The organism is candidate division KSB1 bacterium (genome assembly GCA_034505495.1).
GTDB lineage: Bacteria > Zhuqueibacterota > Zhuqueibacteria > Residuimicrobiales > Krinioviventaceae > Fontimicrobium_A.
On sequence record JAPDQV010000010.1, the window covers coordinates 20,666 to 40,706 of the forward strand.

The 20,041-nt window shown below is 55.0% G+C and carries 16 protein-coding genes; 2 read left to right on the top strand and 14 right to left on the bottom strand.

Annotated features, from left to right (window positions below; translation table 11 throughout):
* The 10 genes from ONB24_06180 to lexA form a co-directional block, all read right to left on the bottom strand.
* Positions 1-571, bottom strand: a 571-nt coding sequence (locus ONB24_06180; protein MDZ7315694.1) for a flippase-like domain-containing protein, incomplete at its 3' end; no start/stop codon positions are given.
* Between the two features lie 17 nt (positions 572-588).
* Positions 589-3,381 (bottom strand): DUF2723 domain-containing protein, encoded by a 2,793-nt coding sequence (locus ONB24_06185; protein ID MDZ7315695.1) that lies wholly within the window; start codon positions 3,379-3,381, stop codon positions 589-591.
* 7 nt (positions 3,382-3,388) lie between these two features.
* Positions 3,389-4,513: a glycosyltransferase family 4 protein gene (locus ONB24_06190; GenBank protein MDZ7315696.1), complete on the bottom strand. Its 1,125-nt coding sequence runs from the start codon at positions 4,511-4,513 to the stop codon at positions 3,389-3,391.
* The gene (locus tag ONB24_06195; GenBank protein MDZ7315697.1) at positions 4,513-5,286 is read right to left on the bottom strand and encodes a class I SAM-dependent methyltransferase; all 774 of its coding nucleotides are present in this window, start codon (positions 5,284-5,286) and stop codon (positions 4,513-4,515) included. The genes ONB24_06190 and ONB24_06195 overlap by 1 nt, the downstream gene beginning before the upstream one ends.
* Before the next feature lie 29 nt (positions 5,287-5,315).
* Complete coding sequence (gene recG, locus ONB24_06200) at positions 5,316-7,421, bottom strand: ATP-dependent DNA helicase RecG (GenBank protein MDZ7315698.1); 2,106 nt, start codon at positions 7,419-7,421, stop codon at positions 5,316-5,318.
* A 9-nt stretch (positions 7,422-7,430) separates the two neighbouring features.
* On the bottom strand, positions 7,431-8,735 hold the full coding sequence (locus ONB24_06205) for a DUF4139 domain-containing protein (protein MDZ7315699.1): 1,305 nt from the start codon (positions 8,733-8,735) through the stop codon (positions 7,431-7,433).
* Positions 8,736-8,857: 122 nt separating this feature from the next.
* Positions 8,858-11,581, bottom strand: coding sequence for a valine--tRNA ligase (locus ONB24_06210; GenBank protein ID MDZ7315700.1), 2,724 nt, complete (start codon positions 11,579-11,581; stop codon positions 8,858-8,860).
* Between the two features lie 120 nt (positions 11,582-11,701).
* Positions 11,702-11,953: a hypothetical protein gene (locus tag ONB24_06215; GenBank protein ID MDZ7315701.1), complete on the bottom strand. Its 252-nt coding sequence runs from the start codon at positions 11,951-11,953 to the stop codon at positions 11,702-11,704.
* Positions 11,954-11,977: 24 nt separating this feature from the next.
* Positions 11,978-12,367 carry a hypothetical protein gene (locus ONB24_06220; protein MDZ7315702.1) on the bottom strand — a complete coding sequence of 130 codons (390 nt, stop codon included), beginning with the start codon at positions 12,365-12,367 and terminating at the stop codon, positions 11,978-11,980.
* Positions 12,368-12,392: 25 nt separating this feature from the next.
* Complete coding sequence (gene lexA / locus ONB24_06225; protein ID MDZ7315703.1) at positions 12,393-13,028, bottom strand: transcriptional repressor LexA; 636 nt, start codon at positions 13,026-13,028, stop codon at positions 12,393-12,395.
* Positions 13,029-13,384: 356 nt separating this feature from the next.
* Here lexA and ONB24_06230 point away from each other — a divergent pair, with 356 nt between their 5' ends.
* On the top strand, positions 13,385-13,714 hold the full coding sequence (locus ONB24_06230) for a cupin domain-containing protein (protein MDZ7315704.1): 330 nt from the start codon (positions 13,385-13,387) through the stop codon (positions 13,712-13,714).
* Positions 13,715-13,773: 59 nt separating this feature from the next.
* Here the strand turns inward: ONB24_06230 and ONB24_06235 are convergent, their stop codons facing one another.
* The 4 genes from ONB24_06235 to ONB24_06250 all read right to left on the bottom strand — a co-directional run bounded on the left by ONB24_06235 (position 13,774) and on the right by ONB24_06250 (position 18,261).
* The gene (locus tag ONB24_06235; GenBank protein MDZ7315705.1) at positions 13,774-14,013 is read right to left on the bottom strand and encodes a hypothetical protein; all 240 of its coding nucleotides are present in this window, start codon (positions 14,011-14,013) and stop codon (positions 13,774-13,776) included.
* Between the two features lie 150 nt (positions 14,014-14,163).
* On the bottom strand, positions 14,164-15,993 hold the full coding sequence (typA, locus tag ONB24_06240; protein MDZ7315706.1) for a translational GTPase TypA: 1,830 nt from the start codon (positions 15,991-15,993) through the stop codon (positions 14,164-14,166).
* 27 nt (positions 15,994-16,020) lie between these two features.
* Positions 16,021-16,167: a hypothetical protein gene (locus tag ONB24_06245; protein ID MDZ7315707.1), complete on the bottom strand. Its 147-nt coding sequence runs from the start codon at positions 16,165-16,167 to the stop codon at positions 16,021-16,023.
* Between the two features lie 93 nt (positions 16,168-16,260).
* Positions 16,261-18,261 carry a cellulase family glycosylhydrolase gene (locus tag ONB24_06250; protein ID MDZ7315708.1) on the bottom strand — a complete coding sequence of 667 codons (2,001 nt, stop codon included), beginning with the start codon at positions 18,259-18,261 and terminating at the stop codon, positions 16,261-16,263.
* A gap of 141 nt (positions 18,262-18,402) precedes the next feature.
* On the opposite strand from ONB24_06250, the gene ONB24_06255 reads away from it, so the two are divergent.
* Positions 18,403-19,956, top strand: coding sequence for a hypothetical protein (locus ONB24_06255; protein MDZ7315709.1), 1,554 nt, complete (start codon positions 18,403-18,405; stop codon positions 19,954-19,956).
* Positions 19,957-20,041: the final 85 nt, after the last annotated feature.

Here is a 20,041-nt window from a genome sequence, read left to right on the forward strand (position 1 = left end):
TCGGCAGCCTGCGCTGCAGACGAATCTGCAGCCAAGCGCCGACCCGCCGGCTGAACAATCCGGCTAGGATTGCCGTCCACAAAAATAGAACAGCGCCGATTGCCCAGAATTCCGCACGAGTGAGAACTCGAGCTTTAACCACTGCCGCCATCATGGCTATCATGGCCATGGCCGTAAAGCCGATGATGCGGTCGAACAGCACGGTCGAGACCGCTACCGTTCCGCGGCCGCTGTGCCGTTTGATGTCATAGATGCGCACCGCATCGCCGCCGATGTTGCTCACCAAAAAGTTGTTAAAGAACAAGCCGATATGATACAGCCTCAGAGACTGCATAAAAGTGATCTCGGTTTGCTGAGACCGCAGCAGCAGATGCCATTGATAAGTGCCGAGCACATTGCTGAGCGCATAGACGGCAAACGCCGCAAGCAGCCAATGCAGGCTCGCCGCTGCCAATCGGCCGAGCACATCTTCGGCTCCAAGCCGCCGCAGAAGGCTATAAACCAAGCCAACGGAAACGAGGGCCTTGAGGATTGTAGAGAAAACCGGTTTTACATGCCTCTTTCTTTTCAAAGCGATCGTCCGTTCGCTCAATTTTGCAGCGTATCTCCGGCGTTGCGGTTCATCAGCTTGTCCAGCTCTTCGATCTTTTTCTGCGCCTCCGAATCCATGGGCCGCATCGCCAGCCACTTCTGCAGGATCTCCTTTGCTTTTGCGTATTGGCCCTGGCGTTCGAGCAGACTGACATAGGCACCGACCACTTCGGGGTCTTCGGGCGCCTGACTGTAGGTATATTCGGCCATTTCTAAAAAGCGGTCGTTTCTTCCGGCAAAATAATAATATTGGCCGACCTGCAGCGCCAGACGCGGATCCGGCGCCGGTATCACCTTAAAGGGCATGATTTCATTCATCTTGTCGAGCGTGCGGACGACTCCCGCATGGTCACGGTTCATGAGATAATAGTGCGCCAACCGTAAAAATGCGGCGCGATAATTCTGCAGCAACCCGACAATGTTATCGTTGAAATAGACTTTCGGATTGTCTAGGTTGCGGTATTGGAAAACCTCAAAGAGATTTTTCTCCAGCCGGGCGGCGTCGATGCCGTCGGCTTTGCCGGGAATCAGTTTAAAGCAGAGGCCGTCCATGCGCAGAAATTCGTCAAGATTGACTTTGTTTTGATCCGAGACGGTAACGGCAAAATAGATCGGCTTTTGCCATTGATTGGCCAGCACAATGTTAAGAACCATGATATCCTGCACGCGCAGCGCCTGGCCGAATACAGTCGGTTTGACGTAAAAGCGCAGCGTTTCCGGTTCGCTGATCTCGATGCCCAATTCGCGGCGTTTGACCTCGGGCGGCACAGGGATCTCGACATTTCCGCCCTTCCAGACTCTAACCTCCAGCTTGTCGATCTGTTCATCGGTCAAACTAATCGGAACCTTGGGTTCCTGATGCTTGAGCTGTTTGATGTACCATTGCGTGTTCAGCAGACTGAGATTGACGACGCGGATATCCGTTCGAATCCCCTTGACGTACTGGAGAAACCAGAGCGGAAAGGTGTCATTGTCTCCGTTGGTGAAAATGATGGCGTTCGGCTCGCAGGTTTGCAGGATGTTATAAGAGTAATCGTAGGCCACATATTCGCCGGTGCGGTCGTGAGTATGGAAATTAAAAGCAAACAGGTTGATTGGCGCGATGATCAGCATGAATGCAATCGCCGCAAAGGAGGCGCCGAACAGCAGCCGTTTTCGGTCGCGGAAGGTTTCTTCGAGCCATTCCAGTACGGCCGTCACGCCGATGCCCAGCCATATCGCAAAGGCGAAAAAGCTGCCGACAAAAACATAGTCCCTCTCGCGCGGCTGGGGATCCTCCTGGTTGAGATAGATGACGATGGCCAATCCCGTGAGAATGAAAAGCGCCGTCACAAAAGTTGCATGCTTCCAATGCTTGATGAAATGGTGCACCATGCCCAGAATGCCGAGAAGGAACGGCAATCCCCACAAGCCGTTGAGTGAAATTAGCTCGGCAATAAAGCCGTCCGGACCGATGGTTTTGCCTTTGCCGATGAATTGCCAGCCGAAATACCGCCAGTAGAGCTTGTTGATCTGATAATCGATCATGAACTTGATCTGTTTGGAGAACTGGTAGGTTTCGTAATTTTCACCCGGGTTCTCATACTCAAACTGCCAATCCGGCGCCAATCCCGGAAAACGGCGCGGCAGAATGCCCCAAGTACCATATTGCTCGCGGTTGAGGTAGCTGACCATGCCGGCCAAGGTTTCGGGGTCGTTCTCATCGACAGCGGGATCCAGATTGGAACGAATATAGATCATGGCATAAGTCGTATAGCCGAGAATAATGAGAAGGAGTGACATGAGAGCAAGAGAGGCGACACGATTGCGGTCGGCTAGTGTTTTGCGCAGAGCTAAAATCAATCCGATCGGCAGAAGCAGCAGAAAGAAAAAGCCGAAGGACTTGAGCTTTCCGGCAATGTATGGAACATACTGCACAATTCCCGGATAGATCAGTGCAAAGCCGAAAAGCGCGATAATAGCGAAGAAAGTGAAATTTCGGTAACTGATGCGCTCAGGATGATCGCTGCGCAGCAGAGCGATGCCGACCATCAGCAGTACGCCGAAGGCCAAATTGACTTTGAGCGGAATGCCGACCGACAGGCCGAAAGCCAGGACCAGAAAAAATAACAGCAGGGTAAAACCGACATAGCCGGCGAATCTTCCCAGAGTTGCCTCGCGGCCGTGCGTCTCCAAGTAGCGGAAATAAATGACGAGAAAGAGAGCAGGCAGCGCCAGGATCATCAGCAAGTGTACGGCAATAGCGAGACCGATCAAATAAGCGATGAAAAGCAGGTAACGGTCTGAAGTCGGAGCGTCGGATTTCTCCAGCCAGACCAGAATCAGATAGATCACCGAGCTGGTGAAGAGCATACTGATGGCATAAACCTCAGCCTCTACGGCGTTGAACCAAAAAGAGTCGGTAAAGGCAAAGGCCAAAGCGCCGATCAGACCGCTCGCCGTCAGCACCAAAAGATCATAGTCGGATTTCGGTTCACCCCGCCATTGCTTGATAAGTCGCACGATAATGAGATAGAGGAACATAACCGTTAAGGCGGAACTGACGGCGGAAATAAGATTGACGCGCAGCCCGATGTCGGCTACAGGAATGATCATGCTGAACAGCCGGCCGAGCATCAGGTAGAACGGCGCCCCAGGCGGGTGCGGAATGCCGAGTATGTAGGAACAGGTGATGAATTCGCCGCAGTCCCAAAAAGAGGTCGTCGGCGCAATGGTGCGCAAATAGGTCACAAGCGAAATGACAAACGCCAAAGAGGCAAAGATTCGGTTGATTTGTTTCTCGCGCTGCATTCTATCCTCATGATTTATGCTGTGCATAACGTTCAATCAATTCTGCGGCGATGCGCGCCGATTCGTCCCAACTCCATTGTTTAGCCCAAAACGTCGCCTGGGTTCCTAGTGAGAGCCGTTTCTCTTTATTTAACAAAAGCTCCGTCACGCGCTCCGTCAAAGCCTGCAGGTTGCCGTATTGGTACAACAAACCTGTAACGCCGTCGACGACCGAATCGCGCAGTCCCGGCGAATCAGCCGCCACAACCGGAATGCCGCAGGCGTTGGCTTCCAAAACCGTCAATCCCCACCCTTCCTTCGGCGAGGGATTGACGACAACCGCGCAGCTACGCAGATGCTTGACTTTATCAGCCTGCGAAACGTGGCCGGTAAACTCGATCCATTCCGATAATTCGAGCTCACGGCACAAGCCGCGCAGCATCGCTTCAGCGTCGCCGCCGCCGATGATTTTTAATCTGGCGTTCGGCACGCGCAAACGAATCAGCGGCAGCGCGCGAATGAGATGGTCGATGCTCTTGTACTTTTTTAAACGGCCCAAATAACCGATAACCGGCTCATCCGCCGTTCCGTCCGTTCCGACATACGCCTCGACCTCTACGGCATTGGGCAATATATGAATTTCGCTCTTTATTCCCCAGCGTCGCAGCTCTCGACGCGTGCTTTCCGAGACTACGGCAAAGGGCGTCCGACGATAGACCCAGCGCACCAAATACTCGGCCGTGCAGACATAGGCGCCGTACCAGGGCGAAACTTCTTTAAAGATGCTGCTGCCGAAAAAATGGTGAGCAATGGCCAAAATCGGTTCTTTGACGAATAGCGGAGTAAAGAACGGAATTTTATTTAAATCATCAAGTACAATATCATAACACCGACTTTGAGCGAGTTCGCGGTAGGCTTTGGGTACGACATAGTTAAAAAAATTGCGTCCGCCGCGCCGAACAACGCGGATGCCGTCTATTTCTTCCTCGTCAGCGCCGCCGGCAAAGCTGCAGCAGAGCAGCGTCACGTCGTGCTCGCGCGCCACGCGACGGAAAATCTCGTGCAGATGCACCTCAGCCCCGCCGGCCAAAGGATGACGGATATCCTGCCAATTGATGACCAAGATGCGGTAACGTCGCTTTGCCGATCTCATTACGGTTTCCGTGCCACAATACCGATATCCATGAACGTCATCCGAGCTGCGGGCAACCGCCGAAATGAGTTGCGAAAGGTTTGCCGCAGGCGGTGCAGCAGCGGAATTTTGGGCGGATACATCGGCAGAAAGATGCCGATCTTTTTCAGGATTTCACGGACTGCGCGGTAAAAAAAGCTCGGACGCATCCAATCGCCGTAGATTCGGAGGGTGACAAGTCCGCATTTTTCGTGGAGCCGCCGCAGTTGCCCAGCAGTAAATTCCGTTTCCCATCCTGCAAACCATTTGTTCATTGCAATCAAAACGTGCTTAACGAGCGTATACGGGTGAAAGGTCTGCGGAACATCGGCTATCGTACAGCCGCCGGACTTGAGCACATAATAAATCTCTGCAACAATACCTTCAGGCCGTTCGAAATGTTCCAGCAGGCCCTGGTGATAAACAAGGTCCAAGCAACCTTGACGGAAGGGCAGATGAAAAGCGTCGGCGCGCACCAGATAGACGGATGCGTTCTCTTTTTTTGCCGATTCGGCGATCAATTTGAGCGAGCTTTGCGCATAGTCGAGAAAAATCACGCGGCCGCCCGATTTTGCCAGGCGCAGGCCGTCGCGACCGGAGCCGGCGCCGATCTCCATGATCCATTTACCGGCGGGCGGTCCAAGGCTGAGAATCTGCTGCAAAATTCGCTCGGAAGTCGGATAGATCTCTTCGATCGGCCGGCCGGACCAAAAGCTTTCCCAAACGTCCCGTCGGTGTTTTCCTTTCTCGGTCAAACGCCTGCTCCCTCTTGAACCGACTTGGGTCAACTGATCCAGCATAACTGGTAATAGTTGCGATACTTTCGGCTAAAATAGCCGCGAATGGGTAAATCCTCGGGGGCGGAAAGCTGCGGATCGCGTTCGACCAGCGCAGCGGCTTCTTCGCGGGCGCAGGTCAACAGATCGCCGTCGCGCAAAATGTCCGCCACCTTTAAATTCGGCATGCCGCTCTGCTGCGTGCCGAAATAGTCGCCTGGACCGCGCAGCTGCAGATCCTTTTCGGCAATCTTGAAACCGTCGTTGGTCGCCGCCATGGTCTCCAACCGTTCGCGCGCTTCGGCGGAAAGGTTGCCGTAAGCGATCAGAATGCAGTAGGACTGTCGACTGCCTCTGCCGACTCGACCGCGCAGCTGATGCAGCTGCGACAACCCGAACCGCTCGGCATGCTCAATCACCATGATCGTAGCGTTGGGCACGTCAACGCCGACCTCAATGACCGTGGTGCTGACCAAAATCTGCACGCGGCCGCTTTTAAAATCGTCCATGACCTGCGCTTTCTCTTCCGCCGACATGCGGCCGTGCAAAAGACCGAGCGAGAAGGACTGAAAGAAGGTCTTCCGCATGATTTCGTAGCTTTCAGTTGCCGCCTTCAGGTCGAGTTTTTCAGACTCTTCAACCAGCGGAAAGACAATGTAGGCCTGCTCGCCGGACTCAACCTTTTGTCGTACATATTCATAAATTTTGCGCCGACTCTTTTCATCGCGCCAGCGCGTGATGATCGGCTTGCGGCCGGCGGGCAACTGGTCGAGCAGAGACACATCGAGGTCGCCGTACAACGTCATGGTCAAAGTGCGGGGAATGGGCGTGGCGGTCATGACCAAGAGATGCGGCTGAAGGCCTTTTTCCCGCAAAGCCGCCCGCTGCATGACGCCGAAGCGATGCTGCTCATCAATGACCACCAGCCCCAGGCGCGAAAATTCGACATGCTCCTGAATTAAGGCATGCGTGCCGACGACAATCTGCGCCGTACCGTCGGCGATCTCCCGGATGACCCTCTCGCGCTCGCTCTTTTTTTGCCCGCCGATGAGCAGCGCAAGGTGTACGTCGATCCCTTGCAACAGGCTGCGCAGAGTAAGGTAGTGCTGCTCGGCCAAAATTTCGGTAGGCGCCATGATCGCCGCCTGACAGTCGTTGTCGACGGCCATCAGCATGGCAAACAACGCCACAAGGGTTTTTCCGGAGCCGACGTCTCCCTGCAACAACCGGTTCATCGGCCGACTGGAACGCAGATCGGCGCGAATTTCGTGCAGAACGCGCTTTTGAGCTTCAGTCAATTCGAACGGCAAAGCCGCAGAAAGAGCTTTTACTTTCTCGCCGATGTGCGTAAAAGCGGTGCCGCCGCCTTGGACCGCATATCGCCTGCGGCGCAGCGCCAGCAATAGTTGAAGAAAGAACAGCTCGTCGAATTTCAACCGCCGCAAAGCGCACTGCAGGCTCTCAAAGCTGTTCGGCAGATGAACCTGGCGCAGGGCTTCGCCCAGCGGCGGCAAATCGTGTCGGGCGCGAAGAGCCGCCGGTAAAGGATCCGCAAGATCGCCGCAAAAGTCCTTGACCAGTCGCGCCATCAAACGGCGGAAACCGCGGCTGTCGAGACCGACGTCCGTCAAGCCTTCGGTGGAAGGATAGACCGGCACGATCCTGCCTGTGTGGATCGGACTCACCTCGAGGTTTCTCCCCAGGCGATCGAATTCGGGGTGCACCATCTGAAGGCCGCCGTAACGACTCGGCTTGCCGCTCACGGCCAGCCATTCACCGACGGCAAACAGGCGCTGCCAAATAGGTATACCGGCAAACCAGACACAGACGAGAAGACCGGTATCATCTTTGAGCACCAAATAGAAGCGGGTTTTGCCGCCTTTTTTGATGCCGGTCTCGATGATGCGGCCGATGACCGTGGCCGGTTCATCTTCGCGCAGCTGATTGATTGGGGTGACGTTGGTGCGATCCAAATAGCGCCGCGGCAGATAGTAGAGAAGCTCCTCGATCGTAAAGACGCCGACTTGAGCCAGCGCAGCGGCGCGTTTCGGACCGACCGACGACAGCCGGTCCACCGGCTGCAGCAAAACTTCCAAAGAGACCGAAGAGCTCACGACGCCGTGCTACTGAATCAAGACCGTGTACTCGAAGCGGGTCTCGCCGTTGGCGGGTACCGACACCAAAAAATCGACGCGGCGCGCAGTTTTTTCCTTGATGGGCGGCGTGCTGCCGATGAACTTGCAGTCGCCCCATAAATGCTCGACCACCACCACCTCGATTGGCTCCTTCTTGTGGTTGCGCAGTTTTATAGCCACCGTGAGCTGACGACTCGTACTGGTCACCTTTTGCTCCTTCACGACTTCGCGCTCGCCGACGACATCAAAGGCATTGCCGAGTTTCAGGCGCACCGTCTCGTCTTTGGGCGTATGATCAATCATATCTTCGCCGATGAATTCCTGGGAACCATCCGTATCGCGCTTGTAAACGCGAACTTTGCCTTTGGGGAGCGGCATGCCCAAGCCGCTGTCCTTGCTGTTCTTAAACTCCAACCGTACCTGCACCTTGTCGTCGTTGAAAGCGCCGTCGTACACATAGACTTTGGTTACCGGCGTGGTCTGGGGTTCAAAAAGGGACATCTGTTTGATCTGACGATCTTTGAGCGTTGCCGGCCGCTGAAGAGTGTAAAGGTGGTATTCAAAGAACTCTTTTTCTTCGAACGGCGCCATGGAGGCAAGCATATAGACATCCTTAAGCAAACGCTCACCACGGGATTCCTCTTTAACACGATTGACGTCGCCGGCAACCAGCTTTAGTTTGGCATTCTCGAACGATGCGCCGCAGTTGTTCTCAATAGACACCCAACCGGCGAGGTCCATCTGCGTGTCCTTTTCGTTGACCACAGCGACATACTCGGCATGCCATTTGATGCCGCTTGTCAAATAGCTGATCTCAGAGCGTACCGGCCCCGCAACCTTGCTGTCGAGCTGCCAAACCAGCGTCGGCCTGGTCACCAGGCCGCCCGGCAGCGACGGAAAGACGACGCTTTCGATGGCCGCCGCTTTAATCGCTCTCACTTGGCCGCCGTCAAGGCCAATGATCACATCATTGTCGACCGCACTCAGCAGCGTACCCTGCACCGCACCGGTCTGTTTGACCATCACCAGCACTTCCTGGTTGATGTACTTTTGCAGCAGCCGCGACATGCCCACCAAGTCGTACTCGAAATTCTGTTCCAACAGCGCCACTTCCTGCGGATGCGAGAGCGCTTTGAAATGCACCGAAGTGGGATCGATGCGCGCCGCTACATCCTCGAAAGAAAAAATCTGAACGCCCTTTTTCAACTGAATGGTGCGCACCTGCCGAACCAGAGCCAAATCGTTGTTGTAGATCGTTACCGCCGTCTCATCGGCTGCAATCGTCGTCGCCATGATGACCCCTCCTAAGGTTAGCCTGATAAATTTTTTCATTGCAACACCCCGTATTTAATAAGGTACGGCTTTCAAACCTCTCTCACGCGACTTTGTTCCCGCGCAATCGGCTGCAACGGTGTTCACGATTCGAGCGTGTGCAGCGCTGCCTGCAGCTTGTGCAGATTGGTCTCCCAATCGCTCTTCTTTTGGCGCTCTTTTTCAATGACCTCCTGCGGAGCGCGGGAAACAAAGTTTTCGTTGGCAAGCTTTTTATCCAGCGCCGCCAACTGCGCCGACAGGCGGTCGATCTCTTTTTTCAGACGACTCTTTTCCACCTCAATATCGATCAGATCGGCCAGAGGAACGAACAGTTCCACGCCTTGAACTACGGCGCCGGCGGCAAGCGGCGGCCGTTCATTTTTGAATCGAATCGCGGAAAGACGGGCCAACTTTTTGATCGCCGTTTCGTTGTCCCGAATGGCTTGAAGCTTTTCCGCATCGCCGGAGCGCACCACCAGCTCGGCTTCCTTGGCCGGCGGCACATTCATTTCGCCGCGAATGTTGCGCAGCGAAGAGATAACCTGCTGAAGAAAAACGATCTCGCGCTCGGCCTGTTTGTCGAACCATTTTTCATCCGCCTGTGGGTAGGTCTGCAGCAGCACCGACAGGCCTTTGCCCTCGTTGCCGGGCAGGGCGTGCCAAATTTCTTCGGTAATAAACGGCATGAAAGGATGCAGCAGCCGAACCACGGTATCCAGCACGTACAAGGCAATCGAACGGGCTATCCGACGCGGTCGCGGCGCGCTTTCGTCGTACAGCCTCGGCTTGATCCACTCGATGTACCAATCGCAGTATTCGCTCCACACAAAGCTGTAGAGCGCATGCGTGGCATCGTTCAGTTTGAAGACGGCCAGGGCATGGTTAATGACCTGCGCGGCTTTATGGAGGCGGCTGAGAATCCAGCGGTCAACCGTTTCCAATTCTTTGGCATCAATCTCGTCGAGCGAAAGGATCGGTTCGTTTTCATCCAAGTTCATCAACACAAAGCGGGCGGCGTTCCACAGCTTGTTGGCGAATTTTTGTCCGACCTCCGTAAGGGACTGATCGAAACGGACGTCGCCGCCCACCGGCGTCAGGTAAAGCATGGTCATGCGCACGGCATCGGCGCCGTAAGCGGGAATCCCTTCCGCGGCCGAGGGATTCTCTTTGGCAAAAGCGGCCACTTCTTCCTTGGATGCACCTTCGATGAGCCAGAGCGGATCCGGCGAGTTGCCCAAGGATTTGCTCATTTTCCTGCCTTTGAGGTCGCGGATCATGCCGTTGAAATAGACATCATGGAAGGGAATTTCGCCCATGAAATGCAGCGAGGCCATGATCATGCGCGCCACCCAGAAAAAGATAATGTCCGGACCGGTCACCAGGGTATCGGTCGGGAAGAATTTCTGCAGATCCTCCGTCTGTTCCGGCCAACCCAAGGTGCTGAACGGCCACAGCCACGAGGAAAACCAGGTGTCGAGCACGTCTTCATCCTGCCTGAGCTGAGTGCTGCCGCATTCGCGGCAGGCGCGCGGTGTTTCGCGCGCGATGGTGACGTGGCCGCTTTCGCAATACCAGGCGGGAATGCGGTGGCCCCACCAGATCTGTCGGCTGATGCACCAGTCGCGGATATTCTCCATCCAGTGGAAATAGGTCTCTTCCCAATGTTTGGGGTGAAACCGGATGCGGCCGGAACGCACTGCTTCAATGGCCGGTTCGGCCAGCGGCTTCATTTTGACGAACCATTGGGCGGAGAGATAAGGCTCCACCACATCGTCGCTGCGGTAGCAGCGCGGAATAGAGATGATCTTTTTCTCTTCCTTACGCAGCAGTCCCTGAGCGGCCAAATCTTCCAGCACTTTTTTGCGCGCCGCAAACCGATCGAGACCGGCGTAAGGACCGGCGTTTTCGTTCATCACGCCTTCGGGCGTGAGCACGTTGATCATTTCCAGACCGTGCCGTTGTCCCACTTCGTAATCGTTAAAATCGTGCGCAGGCGTGATCTTGACGGCTCCGGAGCCAAGGGCAGGATCGGCGTGTTCGTCGGCAATGACGGGGATTTCGCGGCCGATGAGCGGCAGGCGCACTTTTTTGCCGATCAGCGATCGGTAGCGGGGGTCATCGGGATGCACCGCCACGGCCGTATCGCCCAACATCGTTTCCGGCCGGGTAGTGACCACAACAATTTCGCCGCTGCCGTCCGCCAAAGGATAAGCGATGCTCCAAAAGCCGCCTTCCTCTTCCCGGTTGTTGACTTCTTCATCAGCCAGCGCGGTATGACAGCGGGGACACCAGTTGATCAGCCGCGTGCCGCGATAAATCAACCCTTCCTCCGCCAATCGAACAAAAACCTCGCGCACGGCGCGCGAAAGCTTTTCATCCATCGTAAAGGCTTCACGGTCCCAGTCGCAGGCCGCACCCAGGCGTCGAAGCTGTTTGAGAATGATGCCGCCGTATTTTTCCTTCCATTCCCACACCCGTTCGAGAAATTTTTCGCGGCCGAGCATGTGACGCGTCAGCCCTTCCGCCGCCAGCGCCTGCTCGACTTTGTTCTGCGTTGCAATACCCGCGTGATCGGTACCCGGCAGCCATAAGGTCTCATAGCCGCTCATTTTTTTCCAACGGATGAGCAGATCCTGAATCGTATTATTGAGGATATGCCCCATCGTCAGCATGCCCGTAACGTTGGGCGGCGGGATCATGATCACATAGGTGGGCTTTTTCGAATGCACGTCGGCGTGAAAAAGCTTGTGTTTATTCCAATAGGCAGACCATTTTTCTTCGACTTGCAGGGGATTGTAGATTTTCTCCATTGCCGATGCGCTCATTCATTCCTCGATCAACTGGTTGGCAGGTTTATTTAACTCTATTAAAATTTAAAGAAAAGGCGGGTAACAATCAATATGATTTGCGGCAAATGCAGAGGAATTAAGAGATTTTTACGGGGCTTAAAGCAATTGATCGAAAAGGTCGGTTTGAACGACCCGCTGCGCCGCACGCTGACGCCGCTCCAATTCGTCGATCCTCTCCTCTAAGGCGGCGATGATCTGCATATGGTCACCCGACATCAGTTTGACGGCAAACTCTTTCTCTAACAGCCGCAGCGTTTCATCCAGATTGTTCGCTTTTTCCCGCAGGACTTCCAAATCGCTGAAATTCTCCCAGTATTTTTCCCAATTGGGAAGATGATTTTTAGCCATTTTGCTTCCTCCATTCGATCACAATCAGGCCGCTTCAGAATAGTCGACCTGACAAAGAGCTTCTTTGGCGGGTTCCAAAACGGCAGAGCGGCAAACTTCAATGGCCCGCTGCCAAGCCGCCTGCCATGCGGCAAGCTGTTCGCGCCATCGCCGGACCTCGGCCGCGCTCAGCTTTCGACTTTGCCTGCGCTCGCAGATGTCGCCGTCGAGTTGACGCCACAATTCCTCTAATCGCCTGCGCAGCCCCGGCGCCTCTCGTTCCAGAATACGTTCAATATCGTCGAACCCAAGATTTTGTTCAAGAGAAAGAACCTCGAGTTTCTGCTGCACAGCCGCAAATGCACGCCGCATTTCATAAAAGGGGTCAAAAAAATCAACGATAAAGAGTTCATCATACAAATCATTCGGCATCATATAAAATTTCTCCCTTTTTAAAAGCTCAGAATTTGCGCAGCAGTCCGCGTACAATACCGATGACGGCGAAATTCGGATCGTCGCGCGGGATGTAGATCGGCTGCATGGTCTGATTTTCCGGCTGCAGCCGTATGCGATCTTTTTCGCGGTAAAATCGCTTGACAGTCGCCTCGTCTTCCAACAGGGCGATAATAATGTCGCCGTTGCGGCAGCTTTGGGTCTGTTCGACCACCAGGATGTCGCCGTCGCGAATGTCGGCGTCGATCATGCTGTGGCCGTGAACGCGCAAAAGAAAGAGATTTTCCTTGCCCGCCCAATCCAGGTCCAAATAAAGTTCCGCTTCCTTTTCCTCATAGGCCAATTGCGGCATACCCGCCTCCACTTTGCCCAAAAGCGGAAACGGCCGAACGCGGCGCGTCATCGAATCATCCTCGACCAGTCCGAGCGAACGCGATTTGCGCTCATCTTTGCGCAGATAGCCCTTGTCTTTCAACACCTGCAGGATCTTGTGCACACTGGCAGGCGAAGAAAGACCAAACCACTCCGCCAGTTCGCGCACGGTCGGCGGATAACCGTTCCGGTTCTGGAACTCGCGCACCGCCTCCAGCACCTGGCGCTGCTTGGGGGTCAACTCTTCTTCCATAGGCAAACAGTTTGTCATTTATATGAACATTTGTTTGCTTATTATACGAAAATAATGTTCGCTTGTCAAGGATTTTTTTCCTTAAATCGATAAATTTTAAAGCCGAGGTGACGCTTCCTGCGAGCGAACAGCGTATACCGAGCAGAGTGTTCACCAAAAAGCAGGGTTCCATGTTAGGTCGTGGTTTTCTTGGATTGCTGAACAGTCGATTGAACGTTTGACGGTCCGGATGCTGAGGCTCGACCGCCTGCATCATTTTCCGATAAATTTGCTTTGCGTAACTCCATCTCAAAAAATGTCCCCAACTTGACCCGCATCAATATTTGCCGATGCCGCTCAGCGTATATTCTTTTGTCAAATGAAAGGAATCGGCTATGAAAGAAGAAACCCCACTCGGTGCCGTTAGTTTAGCGGCATCCGTCTCTTATCAGGAGAACTCGATCGTCAGTCAAACCCTGCTCAAGCGGTCGAGCGGCACGCTGACGCTGTTCGCTTTCGATAAAGGCCAGGCGCTGAGCGAGCACACGGCGCCGTTCGACGCCGTGGTGCAGGTCATCGACGGCAAGGCGCAAATCATCATCGCCGGCAAGCCCTATCTGGTCAGCGCAGGCGAATATATCATCATGCCGGCCAATGTGCCGCACGCGGTGAATGCCGTCGAGCGCTTTAAAATGCTGCTGACCATGCTGCGCAGCGCCGAGTAGCGAGCCTAGTTTTTGGCCTCGCAGCAGCAGATTCGGCTGGATCAAACGGTGCTTTCAGTTTAGGCTGCATCTTGTTGCGTACGGCGGAAAAAGCCGGTAAAGATCAGGGCAACTCCGGCCAGCGTCAGCAAGCCGGCCAAAACCCAAAGCAGAGCGAGAAAAAGCTCGAGCTTGTCTATGCCTAAAAACAAACCGACCTTGGTTTTGGTTTTGCCGATAAGAGCATAGACGAGAGGCATTCGAAAGAAAAAAAGAGCTGCCCCGCCGGCCGACAAAATAAGGCCGAATATTTTTCTCATCTTAACCTCTGCTGATTCAAATTCGCAACTACAAGACTTTTCCGTCGCCGATGAGGAAGTCCTTAAGCCGGCTAATTTGCAGAAAAGCTGGTGTTCGCCAGGTTGTCTTCCCGTGCACTATTTCCAACGGGCTGATAGGGTGCCGTAAAGTTACTCTTCGCCCCATCGCTCTCGTCGGCTCTGCAGCGCCCTTTTTGCCTTGTCGCGCTCCATCTTTGCCAGCCGTATGCTCTGCGGCGTGACTTCGACGACTTCATCCTCGGCGATGAATTCGATGCACTGATCCAGGGACAGCATGCGCGGCGGCCGAATGGTTACGGCAATGTCCGAGGTGGAGCTGCGCATGTTGGTCAATTTTTTTTCGCGCGTGATGTTGATGTCCAAATCGCCGCTGCGGTTGCGCTCGCCGACGATCATCCCTTCATAAACCAGTGTTCCCGGTTCGAGGAACAGTTCGCCGCGGTCGGCCATCGCCAAAGCCGCATAAGCCGTCACTCTGCCCGGACGATCGGCCACCAGTGCGCCGCTGGCGCGCTGCGGAATGGGACCCGCCCAAGGCTCCCAGCCGTGAAAAATCGAATTGAGAACGCCGGATCCTTTGGTGTCGGTGAGAAAATGGCTGCGGAAGCCGATCAAGCCGCGTGAAGGAATGATAAACTCGAGCAGAACGCGGCCGTGCCCCTTGTTGATCAAGTTGATCATTCGGCCTTTGCGCGACGAGAGCTTTTGTGTCACCACGCCGACATACTCTTCCGGCACATCGATCATCACCTCTTCGGTCGGCTCACACCGGACGCCGTTGATTTCTTTGGTAATCACCTGCGGCTTGGAAACCATGAACTCGTAGCCTTCGCGCCGCATGGTTTCGATGAGCACGGCCATCTGCAGCTCGCCGCGTCCCTTGACCTTAAAGGCATCCGGCCGCTCAGTCTCCTCGACTTCAATGGCGACATTGCCGAGCGTTTCGCGCTCGAGCCGCTCACGCAGATGTCGTGATGTGAGGTACTTGCCTTCTTTTCCCGCAAAGGGACTGGAGTTGACGTAAAAAATCATCGACAGCGTGGGTTCGTCTACCTGAATGCGCGGCAAAGGCTCCGGCGCATCGCTCGCCGCAAGTGTGTCGCCGATGCGTACTCCCTCGACGCCCGCAAAGGCGGCAATATCGCCCGCTTCGACCCGATCGACCATTTTTCGACTTAGATTTTCGAATGTATACAGAGCAGAAAATTTGACGCCGAGCTGTACCCCTTGCTCGCTGCATAATGCATAGGCGGTGTTCATCTCCAAGGCGCCGCGCCACAGTCGACCCACGGCAATCTGACCGACATAAGGGTCATAGTCCAAATTCGTGACAAGAAACTGCATCGGCGCGTTGTCGTCGGCCTCAGGGCCGGGTATAGTGTCGAGAATCGCTTCAAACAGCGGCTCCAAAGATGTCGAACCGTCGCCCAGCTGCCGATGGGCAATCCCTTTCTTCGCGTTGGTGTAGAGGATGGGAAAATCGATTTGGCTCTCATCGGCATCGAGGTCGATAAAGAGGTCGTACACCTCGTTGACGACCTGCTGGATGCGGGCATCGGCGCGGTCGATCTTGTTGACGACGAGAAGCATCGGCAGCCGTTTCTCCAACGCTTTCTTTACGACAAAGCGCGTTTGCGGCAGCGGTCCCTCGGCTGCATCGACGAGCAGCAGCGCGCCGTCCACAAGGTTCAGGCTGCGTTCCACCTCACCGCCGAAATCGGCGTGCCCCGGCGTGTCGACGATGTTGATCTTGACGCCCTTGTAATTGACCGCCGTATTTTTGGCCATGATGGTGATGCCGCGCTCGCGCTCTAAATCCAGCGAGTCCATAATCCGCTCCGCCACCTGCTGATTGGCGCGGAAAATCCCGCTCTGGCGCAGCATGCCGTCCACCAAGGTGGTCTTGCCGTGATCGACGTGCGCAATGATGGCAATATTGCGAATTGTATTCTTTCTCATGCATCCTCTCATTGAATGAAGATCTTTTTACGGGTCTTCGGTCTCCAAAGTCATTTTGTAAATCTGCAGCGAACCGCCTGCCCCTATGCGCCTGCAGGAAGCGCTTTTATTAAATTCCTTTGTCCGATTGGGAATGCTCTCGACTTTATGCGGCAGCAGCTTTCTATGCAGCATTGTCGCGCTCGGTGCGGAGTATTGCCGCCTCGCACCGACCGGCAACAGGCGGGTGGGCAATCCGCAGATCTCTCATTACAGTACAATTGCCCGTTACTTGAGCAGGAGAATCGGCCGACAAAGTCGCGTCGACCCTGCCTGCAGAATCGCCCAATAAACCCCCGAAGCAACGACGCTGCCGAACGCGTCGCTGCCGTCCCAATAAACGCTGCCCTCCCGCTGCGGCTCTCCCTGCCCTTCGAGCGTCCTCACGGATCGGCCATCCGCATCGACGATTTCGATCGTAACACGCCCTTCATAGGGCACCATAAAGCGGAAAGTCGTCCCGGCATTGAATGGATTGGGATAGCTTTGCAGCAGGAAGGGCGAAATTACGGTTTCTCGGCGTTCTTCCACCTTGGTCTCCTGCTTGAGCACAAAGTTCAAGGCGCTTAAATTATAACCGCCGCGCTGAGCGATGTGCGCAAGGTCATGCGTCCCCTTTTCCAAAACGATGCCGGAGAGCGTAACGGATCGCCACGCCTGCCAGCCGCCAGTATTGGGAATCGCCGCCAAACCCAGCGGCTTGCCGTCGAGCTGCAGCACGGCCTGCCCTCCGCCGGTAGCAGAAGCGACCCGCAGTTCGATGTCATACACGCCGCTCTTTTCCACCGTCACGGTATATTTTTGCCACTCGCCGCTCTCGATCCAGCCGATGTTGAACGGCGCTCCCTGGGCATCGCTGCAGTTCTCTATATCGACGCCGTCGTTGCGGTATTTCCATCCCATGTTCCATGCGGAGCCCCCGACGCCGTCGGTGTTCTCCGAACGGGTGTCTTTATAGGCCAAGCCGGCGTTGCCGTAATCATAGTCTACGGCGGCAATTTTGCCCGGAATGCGGTGCTCTTTGAACGGCAGCCGCCGCACGGCAAAATCCGGCCGCATCAGGGCGTCGATCACATCCGGCAAAAACGTGCAGTTTTCCAGCTTGAGACCGCGCGCCATCTCCATCAGGCCGTCCATGGCCGCCTGAACCGTCGGCTTGCCGGCTTCTCCGCGCCAATATGCCAACACACGCTCGTATTTGGCCGGAAGCGGAGCAGAATAGGGACTGCTGATGGTTTCGACCTTTTTGTGCGCCCACCAACACCAGCCGATGTCGTTCTTTTCGCACGCACGAACGACGGCAGAGTACCACGGGTTCGAGTTTTCGCCGGATTCCCCTAACCACAAGGGAACATTTTGCTGCGACCTTAAAGCGAGGTAGCTGTTCAGCGTGCTTTCCGCCGTGCTGCTCCAATACTTGTGAAAGCTGTAGGCCATGTTGTCGTCGATCGGCGGCCCGAGCTGGTTGAAATCGGTACCCCAAGCATTACCTTCGAGAAAAAGCAGATGGTTTTGATCCACCTGACGGATGGCCTGCGCAATGCGCCGATAAAGCGATCGTAAAGCGCTGTTGGAATAGCCCGAAGGCAAAACCGGCTCGTTGAGCAGATCATAGCCGCCGATCCACTCCTCGTTCGCATACCGTTCGGCGATTTTCTGCCAAAGTTCCACGGTTCTGTCCTGATTCGCCTTGACTGTCCACAATCGCGCAACCTGGCCGTCGCTGTCGCTGATGTTGCCGGCATTCTGTCCGCCCGGTGCACAGTGGAGATCGAGGATCAAATAGAGCCGATACTTTTTACACCATTCCAGCACATTATCAATGACCTGAAAGCCTTCTTCCAAATAAACTCCCGGCCGGTCTTCCGGCGTCAGCAGCCGATAGTTGAACGGCAGACGCACCGAATTGCAGCCCCACGAAGCGATGGCGGCGATGTCGGCCTCGGACACATAGTTCGCTTCATACTCACGATAAAAAACCGCGGCGTTCTCCTCGCCCACCAAATCGACAATTTGTTTTCGGATCGAAGACGGAGAACCAAAACCGGGGATGTGAAGCATATAGCCCTCAGGTACCAGCCAGCCGCCGAGTCCGTAGCCGCGCAGCAGCACCGGTTTGCCGTCGCCGTCGACAATCTGCTTTCCGGAAGCTTTCAAAAAAGCAAAAGCCGGCGATGCAGCAATGAACAGAACAAGCAATATAATGATGCTTTTTCTTGCCTTTTGCATAGTCAGCCCTTTCCGCCACTTTGGCAACGGGTAAGTTACGAAAAAGATTTGCAGATTGCATCATTTGTTTTTTTTCATACAATTTTGTTTATTGTTTATACCCACATCTCTCAGTCGAAAAATAACTTTGAGGAGCAAGAGATGAAGAATCTAACCAGTTGGGCTAAGCGGAACACCTTGGTGTTCATCTGTCTTTTCTCCTCGGCCTCCACTCTATCTGCCGAATACCTTCCCGGCGACCAGTTCGAGCCGTGGGAAGGTGGGCCCGCCTACTATGCGCAGTGGCCGAACGGTCCCTCACCGGCTTCCGACTTTTTCCCCATTGCCGTCTGGCTGCAAAGTCCCGAAGCAGGTACGGCAAAAACCTATAAAGCCGTCGGCATCAACACGTTTATCGGTCTGTGGCAGGGCCCCACCGCCGGTCAGCTTAACGCCGTGGCCTCGCTCGGCTTAAAGACCATCTGCGCGCAAAATACGCTCGGCCTCACCCATTTTCGCAATAACGTCATTATCGCCTGGCTGCAGGATGATGAGCCGGACAATGCACAAAACGGCACGCAGGATCCCGTACCGCCGAGCGAAATCATCCGCCGTTACCAGGACATGAAGGCCGCCGATCCGACGCGGCCCGTCTATCTCAATCTGGGCCAAGGCGTCGCCTGTGACGAGTGGTACGGCCGCGGCAATCGGACTAACCACCCCGAGGATTACCGGGAATACGCCAAAGGTGCCGACATCCTTAGTTTCGACGTCTATCCGATGAACGTCTTTCCTTTGCCCGACAACGCTGCGCCGTGGTTCAAAGCGTTTCACAATAAAGTGGCGCAGGACATCCGATACGTCGCCTACGGCACCGAAAACCTGCGCAAGTGGTGCGACTATGCCAAACCGGTTTGGGTGTGGATCGAAACGACCAACATCGACGGCGATAGCCGCTATGCCCTGACGCCGCAGATCGTCCGCGCCGAGGTCTGGCTGGCGCTCATCCACGGCGCGCGCGGCATCGGCTATTTCTGCCATCAATTCAGCCCGACCTTTATCGAGGCGGGACTTTTGGCGAATGCCGCCATGGCTAAAGGAGTCGAGACCGTCAATCTGCAGATCACGGCGCTGGCGGCTGTACTTAACACGCCGAGCGTAAGCAACGGCCTCACGGTCGCATCGGCAAATCCTGCAACTCCCGTCGATGCAACGCTGAAGCGACACGACGGATACACCTACGTGTTTGCCGCCGCAACGCGGCCCGGATCAACCACCGTCACCTTTACTCTACGCGATTTCGGCAACGGCATGGTCGAGGTCATTGACGAAAACCGCTCGCTCGCCATGACCGAAGGCGTTTTTCGCGACGAGTTTTCAGACTACGCCGTTCATTTGTACAAAGTCGCCCATACGGCGGTGACAAAAGTGGGAAAAGCCGAAAAGCAAAATCTCGATTTACGGCTCTTACACGCCGGAAACCCCTTTAATGACGAGACAGTCATTGCGTTTTTTCTCCCTCAGGAGAGCAACATAACCTTGGATGTCTATGATTCATTTGGGAGAAAAGTCGCTGAACTGATGCGGGGCAGAAAGCCTGCCGGCAATTATCGGGTGCCGTTCCGGCCCGATCCTAAACTTGCCGGCGGGGTATTCTTTTGCGTGCTGCAAACCGAGCAAAGTACGAGCGTCGGAAAACTGCTTTATCTTAAATAACCTCGAGCCGCCCGCGACAAGCACTCTAACCCTGCTGTTCCCTAAGAGAGAAGCCCGGCGGGAAGGCGAGGACGTCTTGCCTCTT

Bases quoted from the DNA above. Each gene is read 5' to 3' on its own strand.
- ONB24_06185 (MDZ7315695.1), bottom strand. From the start codon at position 3,381: ATGCAGCGCGAGAAACAAATCAACCGAATCTTTGCCTCTTTGGCGTTT.
- ONB24_06190 (MDZ7315696.1), bottom strand. From the start codon at position 4,513: ATGAGATCGGCAAAGCGACGTTACCGCATCTTGGTCATCAATTGGCAG.
- ONB24_06205 (MDZ7315699.1), bottom strand. From the start codon at position 8,735: ATGGCGACGACGATTGCAGCCGATGAGACGGCGGTAACGATCTACAAC.
- ONB24_06210 (MDZ7315700.1), bottom strand. From the start codon at position 11,581: ATGAGCGCATCGGCAATGGAGAAAATCTACAATCCCCTGCAAGTCGAA.
- ONB24_06215 (MDZ7315701.1), bottom strand. From the start codon at position 11,953: ATGGCTAAAAATCATCTTCCCAATTGGGAAAAATACTGGGAGAATTTC.
- ONB24_06220 (MDZ7315702.1), bottom strand. From the start codon at position 12,367: ATGATGCCGAATGATTTGTATGATGAACTCTTTATCGTTGATTTTTTT.
- lexA (MDZ7315703.1), bottom strand. From the start codon at position 13,028: ATGACAAACTGTTTGCCTATGGAAGAAGAGTTGACCCCCAAGCAGCGC.
- ONB24_06230 (MDZ7315704.1), top strand. From the start codon at position 13,385: ATGAAAGAAGAAACCCCACTCGGTGCCGTTAGTTTAGCGGCATCCGTC.
- ONB24_06235 (MDZ7315705.1), bottom strand. From the start codon at position 14,013: ATGAGAAAAATATTCGGCCTTATTTTGTCGGCCGGCGGGGCAGCTCTT.
- typA (MDZ7315706.1), bottom strand. From the start codon at position 15,993: ATGAGAAAGAATACAATTCGCAATATTGCCATCATTGCGCACGTCGAT.
- ONB24_06245 (MDZ7315707.1), bottom strand. From the start codon at position 16,167: ATGCTGCATAGAAAGCTGCTGCCGCATAAAGTCGAGAGCATTCCCAAT.
- ONB24_06250 (MDZ7315708.1), bottom strand. From the start codon at position 18,261: ATGCAAAAGGCAAGAAAAAGCATCATTATATTGCTTGTTCTGTTCATT.
- ONB24_06255 (MDZ7315709.1), top strand. From the start codon at position 18,403: ATGAAGAATCTAACCAGTTGGGCTAAGCGGAACACCTTGGTGTTCATC.